This is a genomic window from Kitasatospora sp. NPDC058032, assembly GCF_042885845.1.
Taxonomy (GTDB): domain Bacteria; phylum Actinomycetota; class Actinomycetes; order Streptomycetales; family Streptomycetaceae; genus Kitasatospora.
The window spans coordinates 70,186-93,513 of sequence record NZ_JBHVRK010000028.1 but is presented as its reverse complement, the minus strand read 5'-3'; the positions used below and the strand labels follow the sequence as shown (position 1 = coordinate 93,513).

Below are 23,328 nucleotides of genomic sequence, written 5' to 3'. Positions count from 1 at the left end.
GTGGCCTTCGCCCACGGACCCGCACCACCCTCGACACAGTCAGCCGCATTCGTCGAGGTGCAGACCTCCTTGTTGATACTCACCGACGGAACAACCGCCGGCACATCAACAGTCGCCTCCGACGGCGGCGTCGTGATCGGACCCTCCGGACCCGGGAACGAGGCCGTCACCGAGTTCACCGTGTGCTGCGTGACATTCGCCAGGTCACAGAACACCTGGTGAGAAGCACCCACCGCCAGATCGAACGACCCGGCAGCCGTGACGCAGGACGGCGAGACACTGTCCGACAGCGTGATCCCCGTGACCGGGACCGTGCCCGTGTTCGTCACCGTGATCCGCCAGAACGCCGTGCTCCCGGACGGAACCGTCGTGGCCTTCGCCCACGGACCCGCACCACCCTCGACACAGTCAGCCGCATTCGTCGAGGTGCAGACCTCCTTGTTGATACTCACCGACGGAACAACCGCCGGCACATCAACAGTCGCCTCCGACGGCAGGGTCGTGATCGGGCCGTCCGGACTCGGGGCGGTCGCCGTCACGGTGTTCACCGTGTGCTGCGTGACGTTCGCCAGGTCACAGAACACCTGACGCGACGCGCCGACCGCGAGGTCGAACGTGCCGGCGGCCGTGACGCAGGACGGCGAGACACTGTCCGTCAGCGTGATCCCGGTGACCGGGATCGTGCCGGTGTTGGTCACCGTGATCCGCCAGTGGGCGGTGCTGCCGGACGGGATCGTGGTGCTCTTCGCCCACGGACCCGGACCACCCTCGGCGCAGTCGGCCGCGTTGGTCGAGGTGCAGACCTCCTTGTTGATGCTCAGCTCCGGCAGCGGAGGCGGCGTCACCTCCACCGTCGCCTCCGACGGCGGCGTCGTGATCGCCTCCCCGGCAGGACCGGGGAACGATGCCGTGACCGTGTTGATGGTGTGCTGCGTGACGTTCGTCAGATCACAGAAGACCTGGTGAGAAGCGCCCGCCGCGAGATCGAAGGTCCCCGCAGCGGTCACACACGACGGCGAGACACTGTCCGCCAGCGTGATCCCGTTCACCGGAACGGTCCCGGTGTTGGTCACCGTGATCCGCCAGTACGCGGTGCTCCCGGCCACGACCGTGGTGCCCTTCGCCCACGGACCCGCACCACCCTCGGCGCAGTCGGCCGCGTTGGTCGAGGTGCAGACCTCCTTGTTGATCTCCAGCGACTGCACGTCCGCCGTCGCCTCGGACGGAGGCGTGGTGATGATCTCCCCACCCGGGCCGGGGAAGGAGGCCGTCACGGTGTTCACGGTGTGCTGGGTGATGTTCGCCAGGTCGCAGAAGACCTGGTGGGACGCCCCCACCGCGAGATCGAAGGTCCCCGCAGCGGTCACACACGAGGGCGAGACGCTGTCCGCCAGCGTGATCCCGGTGATCGGGGTCGCGCCGGTGTTGGTCACCGTGATCCGCCAGTGGGCGGTACCGCCGGGTACGAGCGTCGCGTTCTTCGCCCATGGACCGGGGCCGCCACTCGCGCAGTCGGCGGCGTTCGCCGAGGTGCAGATCTCCTTGTTGATCTCCAGCTTCGGGGCGCACTCCGGGCCCGGGGTCACCTCGAAGGTGACGGTGTTGGAGGTGACGGGGATCCCGCCGTCGGTGACGGCGTAGGCCTGGTTGGAGATGGAGGTGACGGAGCAGTCCGTGGTCACCTTGGTCTCGTAGCAGATCTGCGGGGCGTCGCCGACGAAGGTCACCTGCATCAGCGGGTGGTTGTCCGGGGTGAAGGACGAGCCGTTGACGAGGTCGATGTTGCCGATCACCTGGATCGGTTGATCGGCGATCGGGACGGAGGAGATGTCCGCCGTGCCCGTGGCCGGGTCGAACGGGAAGGTGCCGATCGGGGTGCCGCCGGCGGACAGCACGGTCACCGTGGAGTTGGCGAAGTCGACGGTCGTCGGATCGATGCCGACGAGGCTGACCGTCCCGTAGGACCTCACGTGCCCGGTCGCCCCGTCGCAGTAGTACGCCGACGGGTTGATGGTGCTCTGGGCCTTGGTCTTGAGGCAGGGCGAGGCACCGGTGATCGGGTCGATGGAGAACAGGACGCCGGTGTCGCCGAGGCTGTACTTGCACTGGCCGTCGTAGGCGAAGCCGTAGGGGCTGGTGTTGCCGCCGTTGACGTTGAGCGGGCCGTTGACGACGCCGTTGGTCCCGTACTGGGAGCAGGGGGCCTGGGTGTTCCAGTCGTAGCAGAACTCGGAGCTGTTCAGGGTCGGGGTGTTGCCCTGGTAGATCCAGAACGGGAACTCGGTCTCCAGGTGCCCGTTGGGGGCGGTGATGGTCAGCGGGACCTGGTAGTTGGCCTCGCCGGGGGCGACGTTGGTGCTGACCAGGGTCTGCAGGCCGGGGGGCGCCGCGATCGGGTCGCCCGCGAAGTCGAAGCAGACGACGGTGCCGACCGGCGGGGTGACCCGCCCTTCGACGCCGCCCACCACGGTGCAGACGCCGATGGCCGTGCCCGAGGAGTTGTAGATCGCGAAGACGTTGTCGACCCGGGCGGGGTCGACGCCGAGGGGGGTGACCAAGGTCTTCGGGACGGTCCAGCCGGCGCAGGCGAGGCCGGTCGCCGGGTCGAAGCAACCCATCAGCGACGGCAGCGGGGCCCGCTGGTTGTCGGTGACGTAGACCTTGCCGTTGATGACCGTCATCGTGCCGACGTAGTCACCGGGGAAGCCGCCCTGGCCCTCGTTCGGGGGCAGCCCGATGTCGAAGGTGCCGCAGGGGGCGTTGGCGGCGCGGTCGTAGCAGAGGATCTCGCCGGTGCCGGAGACGACGTAGTCGAACCCGCCGGGGACCTCGACCACACCGCCGATGACCGTGCCGGTGCCCTCCTGGAGCGGGGTGAAGCCACAGCTGGCCTGGGCCTGGAGGTCGATGCAGCCGATGCCGATGAGCTCGGGGGTGACCCGGCTGACGGCGGCGTAGTACAGCTTGGAGCCGGACTGCACGTAGGTCGGGGTCCGGGTGCTGCCGAGGTCTCCGGTGGTCCCGTTGGGCGCCGAGGAGTTCAGCGGCTGGGGCCAGCTGGCGGGGGCGCCGCTCGGGGTCGGGCAGGGGCCGTTGGACAGCAGGTCGGTGCAGACCACGCTGGCCGTGTTCGAGTACCCGTGGTGGTAGATGTTCCAGGCCTCGGGCGTGGCGACGCCGTTGATCGTGGCCGTGTAGAGGATGGGGGTGAAGCCGTCACCGCCGGTGGCCGTGTTGACCGGGGTGAGGGGCGGCGGGATCTGGACCACGCTGCCGGTGGCCGGTGCGGAGAGCCTCGGGTTGGTCGCCTGGACGACGTTGGTGGCCGGGCCCTGGTCGGTAGTGGAGAAGGTGGCGCCACCATCGGTGGACCACTGCCTGGTGAAGCCCGGCGGCGCCTGGAGCGTGTCGGGCACGTAGGTCTGGGACTGGGGGGTGCTGCCCGGGCCGCCCTGGATGGGGTCGGTGACGGTGGTGGAGACCGGCACGTTGTCCGGGTTGGTGGCGGAGACGACCCAGCGGATGGTGTCGCCGTGGGTGGTGGTGGTCGTGCTGCCGGTGGTGATGTCGGTGCCGGTCTTCTCCAGGGTCACCGGCTGCTGCCGGCCCTGCCGGTCTCCCTGACGGTCCGATGGGTGTGCCGCGGCGGGGCGGTCGGTCACCGCGGCGGCGTGGCCGATGGCGAGGGCCGGGGTGGTCAGCGACGCGACGGCGGCGGCGAAGGCCGCCACCAGCGTGACGAGCCGGCCCGGTGGTCGGTGGGCGGAGCGTCCGTCAGGTCTCTGACCCTGATCCGGGGGTGTGGGCGGACAGCGCGTCATCAGAAGTCCTTTCGACCCTGCGCTCGTGTTCGGGGGATGGCGGGGAAGGGAAGCCAGAAAGAGCACAGTTCGAGTTGATGATGTTCTGACGAGGCGTCCGATTTGTATGACAAAGCTCAGGTTCACTCTGCGGCCACCCAGGAGCACTCAGACGGGTGCCACGGCTTGACGGAAAACCGGTCGGACCGAGTGATCGCCACTGCGCGTGACCGGAGCTCCGCATGCCGGAGGTCCGACCGGGGCGACGCCACCCGGCTTGCGCATGGCGCCATGATGGTGCCACCATGGCGCCATGGACCTCACTCCGTATGTCGAGAATCTGCGTCGCGAACTCGCGGTGGCCGCCGAGGCCGGCGGGGAGGAAGCGCGCGCGCTGGCCGAGCGGCTCACCGCGCCGCTGGAGTCGGCGGCCCGGCTGACCATGCTCAACGTGCTCTCCGCCGCGTCGGACGAGATCACCCGCGAGCTGGCCCCCGGCTCGGTCGACGTACGGCTGCGCGGGCTGGACCCCGACTTCGTGGTGACCCTCCCGCCGGCCGCCCCCGGGCCCGCGGAGCCGGCCGCATCGGTCGAACCGTTCACGGTGCCGGTGCCCGCCGACGGCGAGGAGGGCGCCACCGCCCGCGTCAACCTGCGACTGCCGGCCCACCTCAAGGCGCGCGCCGAGGAGGCGGCGGGCCGCGAGGGGCTGTCGGTCAACGCCTGGCTGGTGCGGGCGGTGGCGGGCGCGGTGGACGCCGGCGCACGGCCGCGCCCGGCGGGGAAGGTCCAGACCGTCGGCCAGAGCATGACCGGCTGGGTGCGCTGACCGCGCCACGGGAACGGCCGGAGGCGGTCCGCTCTCCACGAGCGAACCGCCTCCGGCCGTTCCGCACGGGCCGGGCCCCACGTGCACCCGGGCCGACGGACGCGGCTGCTCGCGCCGCAGCCGGATACCGGCGAGGGAGACGGCCAACCCCGATCCCGGCGGCGGGCATCCCCTAGGGGATCGGGACACCACCCCGGGGAGCCGGTCGGGGGCCACCCCCTCCCCAAGGCGTAGTCGCCCGGCCGAAGCCGTGCGACTTGATGGGGAGAAGAGGTCGGACCCCGGTCTGACGAACAGTCATCCGGGTGCTGGGAGAGTTTCAACCACCGGACGAATGGCGGGAGTTGTAGACACCTTCCGCCCGGCCAAGGGGAGGTTGGCGCAGTGGGGACGTCAAGGAACGGAGCCGTCCGCCTGGCGGCGGTCGCGCTGGCGGGGGCGGGCCTGGTGATCGGCATGGTCCCGGCGGCGCAGGCGCAGGGCACCGCCGGCCCGGTGACGGACGCGGAACGGCGGGTCGACCGGGCGGCGCTGGACGCCGGCCTGCAGGCGGTGGTGGCGCCGGGCGGTGCCACCGCCGCGCTCGGCCGGGTGAGCGAGAACGGCCGGACCCTCTGGAGGGGCGCGGCCGGAACCGGCGACCTCACCACCGGCGAGCCCGCCGCGGCCCGCGACCGCTTCCGGATCGGCAGCGCCACCAAGACCTTCGTGGCGACGGTCGTCCTCCAGCTGGTCGCGGAGCACCGGATCGGCCTGGACGACCCGGTGGAGAAGCACCTGCCCGGCGTCGTGCACAACGGAGCCGCGATCAGCCTCCGCCAACTGCTCAACCACACCGGCGGCATCTTCAACTACACCTCGGATCCGGCCTTCGCCTATGAGGACGAGGCCTCCTTCCGGACGTGGCTCAGCACCGACCGCTGGAAGTCGTGGACGCAGGCGGAGCTCGTCGCCGTCGCCGAGTCCCACCCGGCGTACTTCCCGCCGGGGCAGGACTGGCACTACTCCAACACCGACTACATCCTGCTCGGCATGCTCATCGAGCGGACCACCGGCCGCAGTTGGCAGCAGGAGGTGGACCGCCGGATCATCCGGCCGCTCGGCCTGCGCGAGACCACGATGCCGGAGAACGACCCCACCGTGCCCGGCCGCCACACCCACGGCTACGCCAGTCTGCCCGGCGGCCCGGTGGACATCACGCTGTTCAACCCGAGCATCGCCGGCCCGTCCGGCGCCGGCATCTCCACCACCGCCGACCTCGCCACCTTCATGGCCGCCCTGCTCGGGGGCCGGCTGCTCGGATCCGCCGAGCTCGCCGAGATGAAGCGGACCACGGGCCTCGGCCTCGGCGCCGACTACGGCCTCGGCCTGGAACGCACACCCACTCCGTGCGGAGACTTCTGGGGCCACCGCGGCGACAGCATCGGCTACAGCAGCGTCATGCTCAGCGACGACACCGGGAAGCGCCAGGTCGTGCTCTCGCGCAACCCGTACGACTCCGGTGGACCGGACGCCTCCGCGGCCGCCTTCACCGCCCTGGTGACCGCCGCGGCCTGCACCGGCCGGACCGCCTAGATTCCCGGGCCGCCGGGAATTCGCTCAAGTCGCACGGGAGCGCCGGGCCGAAAGCCGTTTCATTGGTCCCCCATTTAATGCCATGGACACGACAGAAATAGCGGTGCACGCGCGGTGTTCGCCTTGCCGTCGGCGCGGGCCGATGACAAGGCCGAACACTCCCGGGCACGAGCGTATCCCGTGCCCGGCCGGGACAGAAGGCGTTCGCCGGCCCATTCGATCCGCCGCGACCGCCGCGTCGACGACCTCGTCAACCAGCCGCTTACCGCATGTTTACCCGCTTTCATGTGTCATGAAGTAGGTTTCCAAGGACGCTAGTTGACGCAGTGTCATACAAGCTCGGCGGGATCTTTATTTCTTGACAGGCTGCAAGTACTGCTCATAGCCTGGCCGCGGCCTGGTTGCGGTACAACGGGGTGAAGATACGTACCGCGGTCTGTGAGCGGCACTTGCTCCGGGTTTCCTTTTCGCTACTTATGTCTCTGCCGGGAACTTTCCCTGGCCGATTGCACGCAAAGGCGCTTTCGGGATTTCAAGACCCTTCTTCCTGCTCTGATTCACCGGCTCCCGCATGCGGGGCCGTCGTCATGCTGTCCAGAACTGCACGCCGCAGCGCCCGGCCCATTTCAGGGGGCTCGGGAACGGGCTCCTGCGGCGAACCGTCCGGAATCACCAACATTCATTTGCGCATGGGGGGAGAGCCGATGTCGACGCGCCCAAAATCAGCGGCCGGGACGCTTGTCGAACTCTTGCGGTACCGGGCCGAGCATCAGCCCGACCAGGTCGGATACCGATTCCTGAGTTTCTCGGGCACCGGGCAGCCGGAGGAATCGCTGCTGACCTGGAGCCGGCTGGACGCCTGGGCACGAGCCGTTGCCGTCACCCTGCGGGCGGAAGGCACCCCGGGAGACCGGGTTCTGATGCTCTGCCCGCCGGGGCTGGACTACGTGGCCTACTTCTTCGGCTGCCTCTACGGCGGATTCGTCCCGGTGCCGGCCTATCCGCCGGGGACGGCCAAGCACGTCGGTCGGGTACAGGCGATCGCCCTCAACTCGGGTGCGCAGATCGTGCTCACGGACGAGTCCTCCGGCCTGGCGGACATCGCCCCGGCGATCGGCGACGGCACGGCCGGCGACGCCCTCGTGTCCCCGCTGTCGCGGGCCCGTTGGCTGCCCGCCGACGACCGGGTGCTGGACGGCCGGGAGGACGACTGGAGCGCTCCGCCCCTCACCGGTGAGCACACCGCGTTCCTGCAGTACACCTCGGGTTCGACCGCCACCCCGAAGGGGGTGATCGTCACCCACCGGAACCTGATCGCCAACGCCCGGGCCGCACAGGAGGCCTTCGGGCTCACCGTCGAGAGCCAGTCGGTGAGCTGGCTCCCGCCGTACCACGACATGGGGCTGATCGGCGGCATCATCTGCCCGATCCACACCGGTTACACCGTCACTCTGATGGCCCCGGTGTCCTTCGTCCGGGAACCGGCGGTGTGGCTGGAGGCGATCAGCCGCTATCGCGGCACCGTCAGCCCGGCACCGAACTTCGCCTACCGGATGTGCGTCGAGCGGGTGACGGACGAGGTCAAGGACCGGCTGGACCTGTCGAGTTGGGTCTCCGCGCTGAACGGGGCCGAGCCGGTCCAGCCGGAGGTGCTGGACCGCTTCGCGGCGGCCTTCGAGCGCTGCGGATTCCGCCGGAGCAGCTTCTACCCGTGCTACGGGCTGGCGGAGAGCACCCTGCTGGTCTCGGGCGCGCGGCCGCAGGGCGATCCGCTGGTGCGCCACGTCTCGAAGCCGGAGCTGGAGCAGGGCCGGATCAGGCCACCTCATGACCTGAACTCGGTTCAGTCGCTTGCGAGTTCGGGCGAGGTCGCGACGGAAACCGAGGTGGCGATCGTGGCCCGGGAGCGAGGTGAGGTGCTGCCGCCGGGCGAGGTCGGGGAGATCTGGGTCCGCGGGGAGAGCGTCGCGGCCGGCTACTTCGAGGCGCCGGAGGCGACGGCGGAGACCTTCGGCCTCCGGCTGGCGAACGGCGAGGGTCCGTACCTGCGCACCGGCGACCTCGGGGTGCTGATGGACGGCGAGCTGTTCGTCACCGGCCGGGCCACCGATCTGATGATCTTCCGTGGGCGCAACGTCTATCCGCAGGACGTCGAGGCGACCTGCACCGACAGTGACCCTTCGCTCGGGGCGGTCCGGGCCGCGGCGTTCACGGTCGAGGCGGACGGCGAGGACGTGCTGGTCGTCGTCCAGGAACTGCCGCGCGGGAGGGTGAGCGCCGAGCTGGCGAGCGGGCTCACCACGACGATCCGCCGACGGATCTCCGAGGTGCACCAACTGCAGGTGCACGACGTGGTGCTGGTACCGGCCCGCAAGATCCCCACCACCTCCAGCGGCAAGGTCCAGCGCCGGGCGTGCAAGGCCCAGTACCTGGACGGTTCGCTGCCCGTGGTCCGTCCGGCGGCCGCCCGTCCGGCCCCCGCCGCCGCGGCCCCGGAACCGGCCGCGACCCCGGCCCCGACCCCGACCCCGGCCCCGGTCGGGCAGCCGGCCGACGGCCGCGGGACGGCCGCCGTGCGGGCCAGGACCGCCGCCGAGATCGAGGACCGCCTCAGGGAGCTGATCGCCGCCGGTGCCCGGCTCGGCCTGCACGAGGTGGCCGCCGACGAGTCGTTCACCTCGTACGGGATCGACTCGATCCAGGCGGTCTCGCTGGCCGGCACGCTCTCCGACTGGCTCGGGCACCACGTGCCCGACACGCTCGTCTGGGAGCACCCCACGCCGGCCGCCGCGGCCCGCGCACTGGCCGAGGAACTACGGGCGGCGAACGCCCCGTCGTCCCCGGCCCAGGAACCGGCCCAGAACCCGGCCCAGGACCCGGCGCGGACGGCGCCGACGGTCCGGGGCGGGGCCGAGGACGCGATCGCGGTGATCGGGGTGGGGTGCCGGTTCCCGGGCGGGGTGACGGGCGCGGACGGCTTCTGGGACTTCCTGGCCCGTGGCGGCTCGGGGATCACCGCGATCCCCCGCGACCGCTGGGACATCGAGGAGTTCTTCGACGAGGAGGCCGGCGCACCGGGACGCATGTACGTGCGCCACGGCGGATTCGTCGACGGCGTCCGGGACTTCGACGCTGGCCTGTTCGGCATCCCGCCGCGCGAGGCGATGGGCATCGACCCGCAGCACCGGCTCATGCTGGAGGTCGCCTGGGAGGCCCTGGAGCACGCCGGAGTGGCACCCGACTCGCTGCGCGGCAGCCGCACCGGCGTGTTCGTCGGCATGGGCGGCAGCGACTTCCAGCGCCTGGGCGCGGGCGACGTCTCGCTGATCGACGCCTACTCGGCGACCGGCAGTTCGGCGAACTTCGGCGCCAACCGGCTCTCCTACGTGCTGGGCCTGGAAGGACCGAGCATGGTGGTGGACACCGCCTGCTCCTCCTCCCTGGTGGCCCTGCACCTCGCGGTGCAGAGCCTGCGCACCGGCGAGTGCGGGACCGCCCTGGCCGGCGGCGTCAACGTGATGCTCTCCCCCGACTCCTCAGTGGCCCTGTCCAGCGGCCGGATGCTCTCCGCCCAGGGACTCTGCCGCACCTTCGACGCCTCCGCCGACGGCTACGTCCGCGGCGAGGGCGCGGGCGTGGTCGTGCTCAAGCGCCTCTCCGACGCCCTCGCCGCCGGTGACGACATCCTCGCCGTCGTCCGCGGCTCCGCCGTCAACCAGGACGGCCGCAGCAACGGTCTCACCGCCCCGAGCGGCCGCGCGCAGGAGGACGTGGTGCGGCGGGCGCTGTCGGCGGCGGGGGTGGCCGCCTCGGAGGTCGGCTTCGTCGAGGCGCACGGGACGGGCACGCCGCTCGGCGACCCGATCGAGGTCCGGGCGCTGGGCCGCGTCCTCGGTGCGGGCCGGGACCCCGGCAGCCCGGTGGCGCTCGGTTCCGTGAAGACCAACATCGGCCACCTGGAGGCGGCGGCGGGCATCGCCGGGTTCATCAAGGCCGTCCTCACGGTCCACCACGGCTGGATCCCCCCGCACCTCAACCTGGTCGAACCCAACCCCCACGTGGAATGGGCCGACCTGCCCGTGGCGGTCCCCACCGTGCTCACCCGCTGGGAACAGGAACGGCGCATCGCCGGAGTCTCCGCCTTCGGATTCGGCGGCACCAACGCACACGTCGTGCTGGAGGGAACGCGATGATCGACAGGAGTGTTGACGTGACGCCAGATGGGTCTGCCGGGCAGCCGGACCCCGACGGCTCCCCCGTCCTGGTAAAGGTGTCGGGGGCGGAGGGCGAGTCCCTCAGGGCGGCGGCGGGACGGCTGGCCGACTTCGTCGCCACGGCCGACGGGGTCACCCCGGAGCAGGTGGCCTGGGCCGCCGGCGTGGGCCGGGCGGACCTCGGCGAGCGGGCGGCCGTGGTCGCCGCGACCAGGACGGAACTGACGGCGGGCCTTCGCGCGGTGGCCCTGGGCGGCAGCACCACCGGCGTGGTCACCGGCCGCCGGGGCGTCGGCGCCGCACCGCGGGTGGCGTTCGTCGTCCCGGGCCACGGCGCCAAGGTCGCGGGCGTGCTGGCGGGCCTGTACGGCCGGGTGCCGGTGGTGACCGAGACGGTGGACGCGGTGGCCGCGGTGGTCGGCCCGGTCACCGAACTGCCGCTGTCCGCACTGCTGTCGGGCGGCGAGGAGGCGCGGCAGGCGCTGGCCGCCACCGAGGTGGCCCAACCCGCGCTCTACACCGCCGCCGTGGCGCTGGGGGCGTGGTGGCGCTCGGTCGGCGTGGAGCCGGCCGCCGTGGTCGGGCACAGCGTCGGGGCGTACGCGGCGGCCGCGCTCGCCGGGGTGTTCACGGTCGAGGACGGCGCCCGGCTGACCTCCGCCCGAGGGCGGCTGATGGCCGGACTCCCGGAGGGCGGCGCGATGGTGGCGCTGTCCTGCGCGCCGGAGGAGCTGGCCGGGATCGAGCGGCTGGTCTCGGGCGAGGTCGGGATCGCGGCGCTCAACGGGCCGCGCGACACCGTGGTCAGCGGCCCGGTGGAGGCCGTCACGGCGGTGGCGGAGGAGCTGGCCGGCCGCGGCGTGCGCGGTGTCCGGCTCGCCGTGCCGCACGCCTTCCACTCCGCCGCCATGGAGCCCGTACTGGACCGGCTGGCCGAGGAGTTCGCCGGGCTGACGATGAACCTCCCCGGTCTGCCGCTGGTGTCCGACGCCACCGGTCTGCTCGCGGACGAGGAGATCACCACCGCCGGGTACTGGGTCCGGCACACCCGCGAGCCGGTGCGGTTCGAGCAGGCGATGCGGACCGTGTGGGAGCGGGGCGTGCGGATCCTGGTCGAGCTCGGCACCGGCGGGCTGCTCGGCCCGGCGGCCTCCACCGCACCCGGCCGCGCGCCGGTCTGCGTCCCGTCGGCGTTCGCCGGCGGCTCCGCGCACCGCGGGCTGCTCGGCTCGCTGGCCCGTCTGTGGACCGAGGGGTGCCCGGTCGACTGGCGGGCGGTCGGCCCGCGCCCGGCCCGTTCGGTGAAGCTGCCGACCTACCCGTTCCAGCGGCAGGACTACGGCCCCGCGCCGGCCGTCCGGCAGGGCGCCGACCGACCCGCGGCCGTACGGCCGGCCGGTCCGGTGCCGCAGGCCGCGCCCGCCGGGGCTCCCGCCACCGGGCGGCCCGTCTCCGCGCGGCCCGCCACCGCGCAACCCGCCTCCGCGCAGCCCGCCCCCGAGGACCTGCTCCGCCGGCTCCAGGAGGAACTGGCCGTCCTGCTGGACCTCGCCGACCCGGACGAACTCGACGCCGAGACCGGGCTGTTCGACCTCGGCCTGACCTCGGCGATGGTGGTCGCCCTGCGGGTCCGGCTGGAGGACCTGATCGACCGGGACATCCCGACCACCGCCGTCTTCGACCACCCCACCATCGGCAGGCTGGCCGGCTACCTGGCCGACCGCCGGCTCCGGCAGGCGCCCGCCGCCCCGCGGGCCGCCGCTTCCCGCGCCGCCGAGCCCGGCGAGGCCGTCCCGCAGCCCGACGAGGCCGTGCCGCAGCCCGAGGCCGCCCCGCCGGCCGCCGAACCGGCTGTCGCGCCCTCCGAGCCCATCGCCATCGTCGGCATGGGCTGCCGGCTGCCCGGCGGCGCGAACGACCTGGACGGGTTCTGGCAGTTGCTGCGGGACGGCCGGGACGCGACCGTCGAGGTGCCGGAGGACCGCTGGGACCGGGAGGCGTTCTACGACGCCGACCCGGCCGCCACCGGCAAGACCTCCACCCGGCGCGGCGGCTTCCTCACCACCCGGGTCGACGAGTTCGACGCCGACGCCTTCGGCATCTCGGCCCGCGAGGCCCGCGGGATGGACCCGCAGCAGCGCCTGCTGCTCGAAGTGGCCTCGGAGGCGCTCGCCGACGCGGGCGTGACCGCCACCGAGCTCGACGGCTCCCGCACCTCGGTCTACGTCGGCATCAACACCTCCGACTACCTGCAGCTGCTGGTCGCGGAGGGCACCGCCGACGACGGCGCCCACCTGGCGACCGGCAACACCTTCAGCGTCGCGGCCGGCCGGCTGTCCTACCTGCTCGGCGCCCAGGGACCGAGCCTGGCCGTCGACACGGCCTGCTCCTCGTCCCTGGTGGCGGCCCACCTCGCGGTCCGGAGCCTGCGCTCCGGCGAGTCGGACCTCTCGGTGGTGGCCGGGGTGAACCTGATGCTGGCCCCGGCCACCACGGCCGGGCTCTCCCGGCTGCGGGCGCTCTCGCCCGACGGGCGGTGCAAGACCTTCGACGCCTCGGCGGACGGCTACGGCCGCGGCGAGGGCGCCGGCGTGGTCGTGCTCAAGCGGCTCTCCGACGCGCAGGCGGCCGGGGACCACATCTGGGCGGTGCTGCGCGGTACGGCGGTGAACCAGGACGGCCGCAGCGCCGGCCTGACCGTCCCCAACGGCCTCGCGCAGCAGGCCGTGATCCGCGACGCGCTGCGCGACGCCGCCACCTCGCCCGACGAGGTGGGCTACGTGGAGGCGCACGGCACCGGGACGGCGCTCGGCGACCCGATGGAGGTCCAGGCGCTGGCCGAGGCGCTGCGGCCCGAGGACGGCGGGGCGCCGCCGCTGCTGGTCGGCTCCGCCAAGACCAACGTCGGGCACCTGGAGGCCGCCGCGGGCATCTGCGGGCTGGTCAAGGTGGCCCTGTCGCTGCACCACGGGCAGATCCCGCCGCACCTGCACCTGCGGGACCCGAACCCGCTGGTGGACTGGGCGGCGCTGCCGGTCACCGTGCCGACGGAGCTCACGCCGTGGACCACCGACGGCCGGGACCGGGTCGCCGGGCTCAGCTCCTTCGGCTTCAGCGGCACCAACGCCCACGTGGTGCTCGCGCAGGCTCCCGAGCCGGCCGGGCGCCGCGCGGACGAACAGCCGGGCGAACAGGCCGACGAGCGGCCGGAGTTGCTGCTGCTCTCGGCCCGCACCCCCGAGGGGCTGCGGGAGACCGCCGAGGCGTACCGGACGTACCTGGCGGACGGCGGGTCCGTCCGGGGCCGCTCGGCCTGGGCCGAGACGGTCCGCACGGCGGCCGTCCGCCGCGACCACTTCGCGGCCCGGATGGCGCTGGTGGCCTCCTCGCCGGCGCAGGCCGCCGAGCAGCTCGGCAAGCTGCTGACCGGGGCGCGCCACCAGGTGCGCCAGGGTGTGCTGCCCCGGCCCGCCCGGAGCAGGCTGGTCTTCGTCTACGGCGGCCAGGGATCCCAGTGGGCCGGCATGGGCCGGAGCCTGCTGGCCGACCCGGTGGCCGGGCGTGTGCTGCTGCGCTGCGAGGAGATCGTCCGGGACCTGGCCGGCTGGTCGCTGCTGGAGCAGCTGGAGGCCCCGCGCGAGGTCTCCCGCCTGGACGACACCGAGGTGACCCAGCCGGCGATCTTCGCGGTGGAGGCGGCGCTCACCGCGCTGTGGCGCTCCTGGGGCGTCGAGCCGGACGCGGTCGTCGGGCACAGCGTCGGGGAGATCGCGGCGGCCGTCGCGGCCGGTGCCTTCGGGCTGGAGGAGGGCCTGCGGATCGCGGTGCTCCGCGGCCGGGTGATGGCCCGCAGCCACGGTCAGGGCCAGATGGCGGTGGTGGGCCTGCCCGTCGCCGAGGTCCGGACGCTGATCGAGCCGTTCGACGGGCGGCTGTTCGTCGCCGCCGTCAACAGCCCGGTCAACACGGTGGTCGGCGGGTTGCCGCAGGAGGTCGCCGCGCTGGAGGCGCTGGTCCGCGGCCGCAAGGCGTTCTGGATGGCGATGCCGGGCGAGTACGCCTTCCACACCCCCGTCCTGGACCCGCTGCGCGGTGAACTCGTCGACGCGCTGGGCCTGCTGACGCCTGCCGGCCGCAGCGTCCCGCTCTACTCCACGGTCACCGGCGAAGCCGCCGCCCCCGACGCGCTGGACGCGCGCTACTGGGCGGACAACATGACGCTGCCCGTCCGTTTCGCCGACGCGCTGCGGGCCGCCGCCGGCGAGGGCAACACCCTGGTGCTCGAGGTCGGTCCGCACGCCGTCCTGTCCACCGCGGTCCGGCAGACGCTGGAGGGCGAGGTCGCCGGCCTCGGCACGGCCGCCTCGATGCGGGCCGGTGCCGAGGCCAGGACGACCATGCTGGACGCCGCCGGAGCCCTGCACGTGGCCGGCCGGCCGGTGGACCTGCGGGCCCTGCACGGCGAGGGGCCGAGCACCGCCGCCCTGCCCGGCTACCGCTGGCAGCGGCAGCGGTACTGGCTGCCGGGCAAGCCGGTGCCGCACGGGCAGGCGCCCGACCCGCTCGCGCAGGACGTGTACGAGGTGGACTGGGAACGGGTCGAGCCGCCCGTCCTGGAGCCGGGCGGCGCCGCGCGCTCCCCGGGCACCTGGCTGCTGATCGAGGACCAGCACGGTCTGGCCCGCCGGGTCGCCGAGCAGCTGGCCGCCCACGGCGCGCGGGCCAGGATCCTCACGGTGGCGGAGCCGGGCACGGCCGCGGCCTTCTGCCAGGACGGGCCGGACCGGCTGCGCGAACTGGTCGCCGGGGCGCTGGCCGAGGAACCGTCCGTGCGCGGCCTGGTCCACCTGGGCGCGCTGCACGACGCGGCGGACCCGCGGCTGCCCGGCCCGGAGCTGGACGGCGCGCTCGCGCTGGCCTGCGGGCCGCTGCTGTTCGCACCGAAGGTGCTGCGGGCCCGCCCGGGCGCCCCGGCGCCCCAGCTGTGGGTGGTCACCCGCGGCGGCGTCGGCACCGACGGCGCGGCCATGGCGGCCTCGCACGCCCCCGCCTGGGGTCTCGGACGGGCCGTCGGCCTGGAGCACCCGGAGATCTGGGGCGGCCTGGTCGACCTCGACCCGGCCGGCGCCGACCCCGAGCGGGAGGCCGCGGCGATCGCCGCCGAGCTGCTCGCCCCCGACGGCGAGGACCAGGTCGCCTACCGCTCGGGCCTGCGCAAGGCGGCCCGGCTGCGCCGGGTGGAGAACCTGCCCGTCGCACCCTCGCCGACGGTGGTCGGCCCGGACGGCTCGTACCTGATCACCGGCGGCCGGGGCATCCTCGGCCTGCGGGTGGCCCGCTGGCTGGCCGGGCGCGGTGCCCGCCACCTGGTGCTGCTGGGCCGGCGGCCCGTCCCCGAGGACGGCCCGGACCTTCCGGAGGCGGACCGTCAGCTGCTGGCGACGCTCGCCGAGCTGAGGGCGGCCGGCGTCAGCGTCCACACCCCGCACGCCGACGTGGCGGACGCCGCCGCGATGGCCGCGGTCTTCGACGCCGCCGCCCCCTGGCCGGCCGTCAAGGGCGTGGTGCACGCGGCCGGGCTGTTCGAGCCCCGGGCCGTCGTGGACCTGGACTGGCAGCACTTCCGGGACGTCCTGCGGCCCAAGGTCGAGGGCAGCCTGGTGCTGGACGCGCTCACCGCGGCCGGCGGGACCGACTTCTTCGTGATGTTCTCCTCCGCCTCCTCGGTCTGGGGCTCCGCGCTCGCGGGCCACTACGTGGCGGCCAACTACTTCCAGGACGTGCTGGCCCACGACCGGGTCAGCCGGGGCCTGCCGGGCCTCGCGATGAACTGGGGCTGGTGGGAGGAGAGCGAGATGGCCGGCCACCACGAGCAGTACTTCGAGTCGATGGGCCTGTACGTCCTCCCGAACGAGACCGGCCTCGCCGCCCTGGGCCGCACCCTGGGCTCCGGGCGCCACCAGCTGACCGTGGCACCGGTGGACTGGGCGAGGTTCCGCCCGGTCATGGAGGCCAAGCGGCGCCGCCCGCTGCTCACCCACCTCGGCACCCGGGCCGCGGCCGGCCGGGCCGGCGGCGACGCGATGCTGCTGGGCCGGCTGCGTCAGGCGGAGAGCCGGGCCGCCCGGACCAGGCTGCTGGAGCGGGCGCTGCAGGCCGAGGTCGCGCAGGTGCTGGGCCGGGAGCCGGGCAGCGGGATCGATGCCGACCTCGGCTTCTTCGAGGCCGGGATGGACTCCGTGATGAGCGTCGAACTCAAGTTCCGGCTGGAGCAGTTGGTGGGCGAGGAGCTGCCCGGCACGGTGGCCTTCGAACACCCCACCGTCACCGCGCTCGGCGCGTACCTGCTCGGCGAGGTCCTCGGCCTGGCCGACCCGCTCCCGGAGCAGGGCGCCGAGGTCGACGAGCTGTCGGCGGAACTCGCCCAGCTGTCCGAGTCGGAGCTGCTGGACCTCCTCGAGTCCGAGCTGAACCAGGAGAGCCACCATGACAACAACTGAGGAGCGGACCATGGTCACCCAAGGGGCGGTCGCGCCCGAACGCCAGGAGGTGCTGCGCCGCGCCCTCGTCGAACTCAAGGCCGCGCGCGCCGAGGTGGCGGCGGCCAAGCAGGCCCGTGACGAGCCGGTGGCCGTCGTCGGCGTGGGGTGCCGGTTCCCGGGCGGGGTGACGGGCGCGGAGGGCTTCTGGGAGTTCCTGGCCCGCGGGGGCTCGGGGATCACCGGGATTCCCGAGGACCGCTGGGACATCGAGGAGTTCTTCGACGAGGAGGCCGGGGCACCGGGGCGGATGTACGTGCGCCACGGCGGGTTCCTCGACGGTGTGCGGGGCTTCGACGCCGGCCTGTTCGGCATCCCGCCGCGCGAGGCGGCGGGCATCGACCCGCAGCACCGGCTGGTGCTGGAGGTGGCCTGGGAGGCCCTGGAGCACGCCGGGGTGGCACCCGACTCGCTGCGCGGCAGCCGCACCGGCGTGTTCGTCGGCATGGGCAGCAACGACTTCCAGCGCCTGGGCGCCGGGGACGTGTCGCTGATCGACGCCTACTCGGCGACGGGAAGCTCGGGGAACTTCGGCGCCAACCGGCTCTCCTACGTGCTGGGCCTGGAAGGACCGAGCATGGTGGTGGACACCGCCTGCTCCTCCTCCCTGGTGGCCCTGCACCTGGCCGTGCAGAGCCTGCGCGCGGGCGAGTGCGGGACGGCCCTGGCCGGCGGCGTCAACGTGATGCTCTCCCCCGACTCCTCGGTCGCCCTGTCCAGCGGCCGGATGCTCTCCGCCCAGGGGCTCTGCCGCACCTTCGACGCCTCCGCCGACGGCTACGTCCGCGGCGAGGGCGCCGGCGTGGTCGTGCTCAAGCGCCTCTCCGACGCCCTCGCCGCCGGTGACGACATCCTCGCCGTCGTCCGCGGCTCGGCCGTGAACCAGGACGGCAAGAGTTCCGGCCTGACCGTCCCGCGCGCCTCCTCCCAGCAGGAGGTCGTGCGGCGGGCGCTCGCGGTGGCCGGGATCGCCGCCGCCGAGGTCGGCTTCGTCGAGGCGCACGGGACGGGCACGCCGCTCGGCGACCCGATCGAGGTCCGGGCGCTGGGCCGGGTGCTGGGCGAGGGCCGGGCACCGGACAGCCCGGTGGCGCTGGGGTCGGTGAAGACGAACATCGGCCACCTGGAGGCGGCGGCGGGCATCGCCGGGTTCATCAAGGCGGTGCTGACGGTCCAGCGCGGCTGGATCCCCCCGCACCTGAACCTGGTCGAGCCCAACCCCCACGTGGCCTGGGCGGATCTGCCGGTCTCGGTGCCGACCGAGCTGACCCGCTGGCAGCAGGAGCGGCGCATCGCGGGTGTGTCGGCCTTCGGGTTCGGCGGCACCAACGCCCACGTCGTACTGGAGTCCCCGCCGGTCCGGGAAACCGCCGCCGAACCGGCCCCGGACGGGCCCGTGGTGGTCAAGGTCTCCGGCTCCGGTGCGGTGGCCCTGCGCGCATCGGCCGCCCGGCTGGCCGAGTTCACCGCCACCGCCGACGCCTTCACGCCCGCCGACCTCGCCTGGTCGGCCGGTGTCGGCCGGGCCGACCTCAGCGACCGCGCCGCCGTGGTGGTCGAGACCTCCGCCGACCTGGCGGAGGGACTGCGCGCCGTGGCCGAGGGGGCCGACGCCCCCGGCGTGGTGACCGGTCGCCGCGGTGCCGGGCCGGTGCCGCAGGCGGCCTTCGTGGCCACCGACAGCGGCGCCCGGGCCGACGGCCTGTACGGGAAGCTGCCGGTGGTGACCGCGACCGTGGACGCGGTGGCCGCCGCCCTCGGCGTCCCCGGCGAGGAACTGGCCGCCGGCGACGGCCCGGCCGCGCGCTACGCGGCCACGGTGGCGCTCGGAGCCTGGTGGCGCTCGGTCGGTGTCGAACCGGACGTGATCGTCGGCCAGGGCTCCGGCGCGTACGCCGCGGCGGCCCTCGCGGGCGTCTTCAGCATCGCGGACGGTGCCCGGCTGGCCCTGGCGGGCCGCTCGGCCGACCTGGCCGACGTACGGCTGCGCATCCCGGCCGTCGACCTGGTCCTCGACCACCGGACCGGCCCGGCCGGTCCCGAGGTGGCCACCGCCGAGTACTGGAACCGCTCCGCGGACAGCGCTCCGGACAGGCCCGCGGCGCTCGACGCGGCGCCGGCGGCGGCCCTGGACAGCGGGGTCGGGATCATCCTCGAACTGGGCACCGGCGCCCTCGCCGTCGGCGGCGGGGACCAGGACGTCCTGCGACTGGCCCCGGCGGCCGACGGGCCCTCGGCCCACCGGGTGCTGCTGGAGTCGCTCGCCCAGGTGTGGGCCTGCGGCCGGGAGGTCGACTGGTCCGCCGTGGTGACCCGGCCGGCCTCCCCGGCCAAGCTGCCCACCTACCCCTTCCAGCGCCAGGAGTACTGGCCGCGGAACACCTCCGCGGGCACCGCCACCGCCTCGCGGAGCGGCCGCGCACTGCGCCCGCACATCCTGGAGACGGCGGACGGCGAGGTGATCGGCGAGAGCGAACTCTCCCTCGCCGCCCTGCCGTTCCTCGCCGAGCACCGGGTGCACGGACGGCTCGTGGTGCCCGGCGTGGTCTACCTGGAGCTGGTCCTGCGCTGCGCCGAGCGGGCCTTCGACGGACCGGTCGGGATCGAGGACCTCACGATCTCCCGTCCGCTGGTCCTCTCCGACCAGGACACCCGCACGGTCCAGGTGGTGCTGGGCCCGCTGACGGACGGCAAGACCGAGGTCCGGGTGCACAGCAAGGACCCGGTGGCCGGCTGGCAGCAGCACCTGCGGGCGCTGGTCGTCCCGGCGGCCCCGGCCGGCGGGGACCCGGCCGAGGTGACACCCGCGGCGCTCTTCGAGGACGCCGGGACGCGCTGCCAGGACACCCTGGACGGCGCGGAGTTCTACCGCCGGGCCTGGCACCCCGCGTTCCGGCTCGGCCCGAGCTTCCAGCTGGTGGAGTCCGCCCGGCGGGGGCCGGGCGTCGCGGTCGGGCGGCTGGTGCCGCCGGACGCGCGGACCAGGGGTGTCGCGGCCGGTGTCCGGGCCGACCTGCTGCTGCTGGACGCCTGTGTGCAACTGGTCGCGATCGCCGGGCACCCGCAGCCGGCCGACTGGGCCGAGCGCCCGGTCCACCTGGGCACCGGTTACGAGCGGATGGTCGTGCACGGCGCCGTCGCGGCGGACGAGGTGCTGTGCACGGTGGTCACCCGGGCGACCGCCGACGGCTCCCTGGCCGGGGACCTGCGGCTGGCCGCGCCGGACGGCTCGCTGGTCGCCGAACTGAGCGGGGTGTCGTTCCGTCCGGTCAGCGAGGCCATGCTGGAGCGGATGGTGTCGAGCGGCCGGCCCGAGGGGGCCGCGGGAGCCGGCGGACCGGTGGACCTGGCCGCGCTGCGCGCGGCGGAGCCCGCCGAACGGGAGCGGGCGGTCACCGAGCACCTGGTCCGGCTGCTGGCCGCCGTACTCGGCTCCGCGCCGGAGGAGGTCGACCCCGGGACCGAGGTCACGGCCGTCGCCGACTCGCTGATGCTCGCCGAGCTGAAGAGCCAGGTGGACCGCGACTTCGAGGTGGGCCTGCCGCTGGAGATCGTGTTCGGCGGCGGCCGGCTGACCGACCTCGCGGAGTGGGTCGCGGGCGAGCTGGAGCAGTCTCCCGCACCGGCCCCGGCGGGCGAGGAGCCGTCGCCCGGCAGCGCGCCCGCCGCCGCCGTCGCCCCGGCCGCCCCCGCCTCCGCCGCGACGGCCGGCGCGGGAACCGCCGCCGCCGCGCCCGCGGCACCGCGGGCCGCGGCCCGCCCGCGCGGCCTCGGCAGCCGCCGGGTGCGCTCGATGACCGTGGCGGACATGGTGGAGAAGGCGGAGCTGGAGGCGTCGATCACCGCCACCGTGCCGCCCGAGCCGGCCGGGACCGCCCCGCAGGACGTCCTGCTCACCGGTGCCACCGGCTTCGTCGGGGCCTTCCTGCTCGCCGAACTGCTGGAGCGGCGCCCGGGCACGGTGCACTGCCTGGTCCGGGCCGACGACGAGCAGCACGCCCTCCGCCGGGTGCTCGCCAACCTGACCACCTACGGGGTCGACGTCGGCGATGCCGCGGCCCGGATCGTGCCGGTCGTCGGAGACCTCTCCAAGCCCCGGTTCGGCCTCGGCGAGGAGGAGTTCACCGGCCTGCACGCGCGGATCGGCGACATCTTCCACTGCGGCGCGACCGTGAAGTGGACGTACCCCTACAGCGGCCTGGAGGCCGCCAACGTGGACGGCACCCGCGAAGTGCTGCGGCTGGCGACGGCCGGAGCGGCGAGGCCCGTGCACTTCATCTCCACCGTCGGGGTGTTCTCCTCCAAGGAGTTCGAGGCCGACAGCGTGCCGGAGAGCCAGGACCTGCTGACCAGCGGCCCGCTGGTGGTCGGTTACGCGCAGTCGAAGTGGGTCGCCGAGCACATGGTCCGCACCGCGCACGGGCGCGGGGTGCCGGTCACCATCCACCGCATCAACTCGGGCCCGCACAGCAGCTCCGGGGCGTTCAACCGGCTGGACCACCTGAGCATGGTGATCAAGGGCTGCGCCGAGGCCGGCATCGCGCCCGACCACGTGGAGATGCCGCTGCAGCCCGCGCCGATCGACTACGTGGCGCGCGCGGTGGTGGAGCTGGCCGGGCGCCCGGAGCTGAGCGGGCGGACCTTCCACCTGGTCAATGACACCAAGCTGACCTGGATCGAATTCTTCGACCTGGTCGAGGAGTACGGCTACCCGATGGAGCGGATGACGTTCGCCCGCTGGAAGGAGAAGGTGACCGGGCGCGAGGCCGGCACCATGGCGCTGCTCGGTCTGGTGCCCTTCCTCAACGACGCGGTCGACGACGTCCGGCTCCCGAAGTCCGCCGCCGAGGACACCCGGGCGGCGCTGGAGGGGACGGGCATCAGCTGCCCGCCGCTGGACGCCGCGCTGGTGCGCACCTACCTGGAGTCCTTCACCGCCAGCGGCTTCATGGAGAGCCCGGCGGCCGGCTGAGCCGCCGGCCCTGCCCCCGCCCGCCCTGCAGCGGCGGGCAGGGCCGGCCCCGTCCCACTCCCCCTTCCCCAGCGCGTCCCCGCACGATCCCGCACGTCCCCGCACGTCCCCGCACGTCGCAGCAGTCCGGACAGCCATGCCTGACAGAGAGGGCAACCATGACCATCACGATCGACCTGGGTGACCCCGAGTACCACCTCAACCCCTGGCCGACCTACGTGCGGCTGCGGGACGAGAACCCGGTGTTCCACGCCCCCGGCGGCATGTGGGACGGGTCCGACTTCTACGTCCTCAGCCGCTACGACGACGTCTCGCTCGCGCTGAAGGACAAGAAGCTCTTCTCCTCGCAGATCCGCAAGGGCGACTACCTCAACCTCCCGATGCTGGTGAACCGGGACGCGCCCGAGCACACCCGGCTGCGCCACATGGCCAACAAGGCGTTCAACGCCCGGCTGGTCCGCACCCTCGGCGGCTGGGTGCAGGAGATCGTCGACGAGCTGATCGAGGAGATCCTGGCGCAGGAGCAGGTCGAGTTCGTCGAGGCCTTCACCACCGCGCTGCCGCTCAAGGTGGTCGGCGGGATGCTCGGCATCCCGCTCGACCGCAAGGCGGACCTGCGCCGCTGGTCGGGGGCCGTGATGGCGTCCTTCGCGGTCGCCGCCGGGATGGACCCGGACCTCGCGCCCGGATTCTTCGAGGACATCGTGGAATTCGGCAACTACATGGGCGAACTCGCCCACCAGCGCAAGGGCAAGCCCAACCAGGAGGACATCCTCGGCGAGCTGGTCGTGCAGCTGGAGGCCGGGGACATGACCCGCGACGAACTGGTCACCATGGCCTGGTCGTTCGTCGCGGCCGGGCACGAGACCACGATGAACCTGCTCGGCGGCGGCGTGCACATGCTGCTGACCGACAAGGCGCTCGCCGACCGGCTCACCGCCGAGCCCGGCCTCACCCGGGACTTCATCGAGGAGTACCTGCGGCTGTACAGCCCCACCCAGTGGCTGCTGCGCCGGGCCGCCGAGGACGTCACCCTGCACGATGTCACCATCCCCGCCGGCGAGTTGGTGCACGTGCTGATCGGCTCCGGCAACCGCGACCCGCGCAAGTTCCAGAACCCCGACGTCTTCGACCTGGACCGCGACACCAAGGGCGATCACCTGGGCTTCGGAGCCGGACCGCACTTCTGCCCGGGCGCCGCGCTCTCCCGGCTGCTCGCCGAGACGGCGTTCCGCTCCTTCTACCCGCACCTCGACCGGCTCGCCCTGGACCCGGAGGACCCGCCGCGCCTGCGCACCACGCAGGGCTCGTACGGGATCGCGAGCATGGGCGTCCGTGTGACGGCCTGAGGAAGCCCCGGCCCGCCCACCGCCGGCACCACGTGCCGGCACCGGCGCCA

Annotated in this window: 7 protein-coding genes; 6 read left to right on the top strand and 1 reads right to left on the bottom strand. The window is 73.7% G+C overall.

The window, feature by feature from the left end; all coding sequences use genetic code 11:
* Positions 1–3,731, bottom strand: a 3,731-nt coding sequence (locus ACFVUH_RS31755) for a hypothetical protein (protein WP_387916849.1), incomplete at its 3' end; no start/stop codon positions are given.
* 382 nt (positions 3,732–4,113) lie between these two features.
* On the opposite strand from ACFVUH_RS31755, the gene ACFVUH_RS31750 reads away from it, so the two are divergent.
* From ACFVUH_RS31750 to ACFVUH_RS31725, 6 genes are all read left to right on the top strand, one after another.
* Positions 4,114–4,629 carry a hypothetical protein gene (locus tag ACFVUH_RS31750; RefSeq protein ID WP_387916848.1) on the top strand — a complete coding sequence of 172 codons (516 nt, stop codon included), beginning with the start codon at positions 4,114–4,116 and terminating at the stop codon, positions 4,627–4,629.
* Between the two features lie 384 nt (positions 4,630–5,013).
* Positions 5,014–6,204: a serine hydrolase domain-containing protein gene (locus ACFVUH_RS31745; RefSeq protein ID WP_387916846.1), complete on the top strand. Its 1,191-nt coding sequence runs from the start codon at positions 5,014–5,016 to the stop codon at positions 6,202–6,204.
* 749 nt (positions 6,205–6,953) lie between these two features.
* Complete coding sequence (locus ACFVUH_RS31740) at positions 6,954–10,397, top strand: beta-ketoacyl synthase N-terminal-like domain-containing protein (protein WP_387916844.1); 3,444 nt, start codon at positions 6,954–6,956, stop codon at positions 10,395–10,397.
* A gap of 17 nt (positions 10,398–10,414) precedes the next feature.
* Complete coding sequence (locus ACFVUH_RS31735; RefSeq protein ID WP_387916842.1) at positions 10,415–16,918, top strand: acyltransferase domain-containing protein; 6,504 nt, start codon at positions 10,415–10,417, stop codon at positions 16,916–16,918.
* A complete protein-coding gene (locus ACFVUH_RS31730) occupies positions 16,905–21,929 on the top strand; it encodes a thioester reductase domain-containing protein (RefSeq protein ID WP_387916840.1) in 5,025 nt (1,674 codons plus the stop codon). Before ACFVUH_RS31735 ends, ACFVUH_RS31730 begins: the two co-directional genes overlap by 14 nt.
* A 158-nt stretch (positions 21,930–22,087) precedes the next feature.
* Entirely contained in the window at positions 22,088–23,278 is a 1,191-nt protein-coding gene (locus ACFVUH_RS31725; protein ID WP_355364314.1) for a cytochrome P450, read from the top strand.
* The last annotated feature ends 50 nt before the right edge of the window (positions 23,279–23,328 follow it).

Excerpts from the sequence above, each read along its gene's own strand:
- ACFVUH_RS31750 (WP_387916848.1), top strand. The coding sequence starts at position 4,114 with ATGGACCTCACTCCGTATGTCGAGAATCTGCGTCGCGAACTCGCGGTG.
- ACFVUH_RS31730 (WP_387916840.1), top strand. The coding sequence starts at position 16,905 with ATGACAACAACTGAGGAGCGGACCATGGTCACCCAAGGGGCGGTCGCG.
- ACFVUH_RS31725 (WP_355364314.1), top strand. The coding sequence starts at position 22,088 with ATGACCATCACGATCGACCTGGGTGACCCCGAGTACCACCTCAACCCC.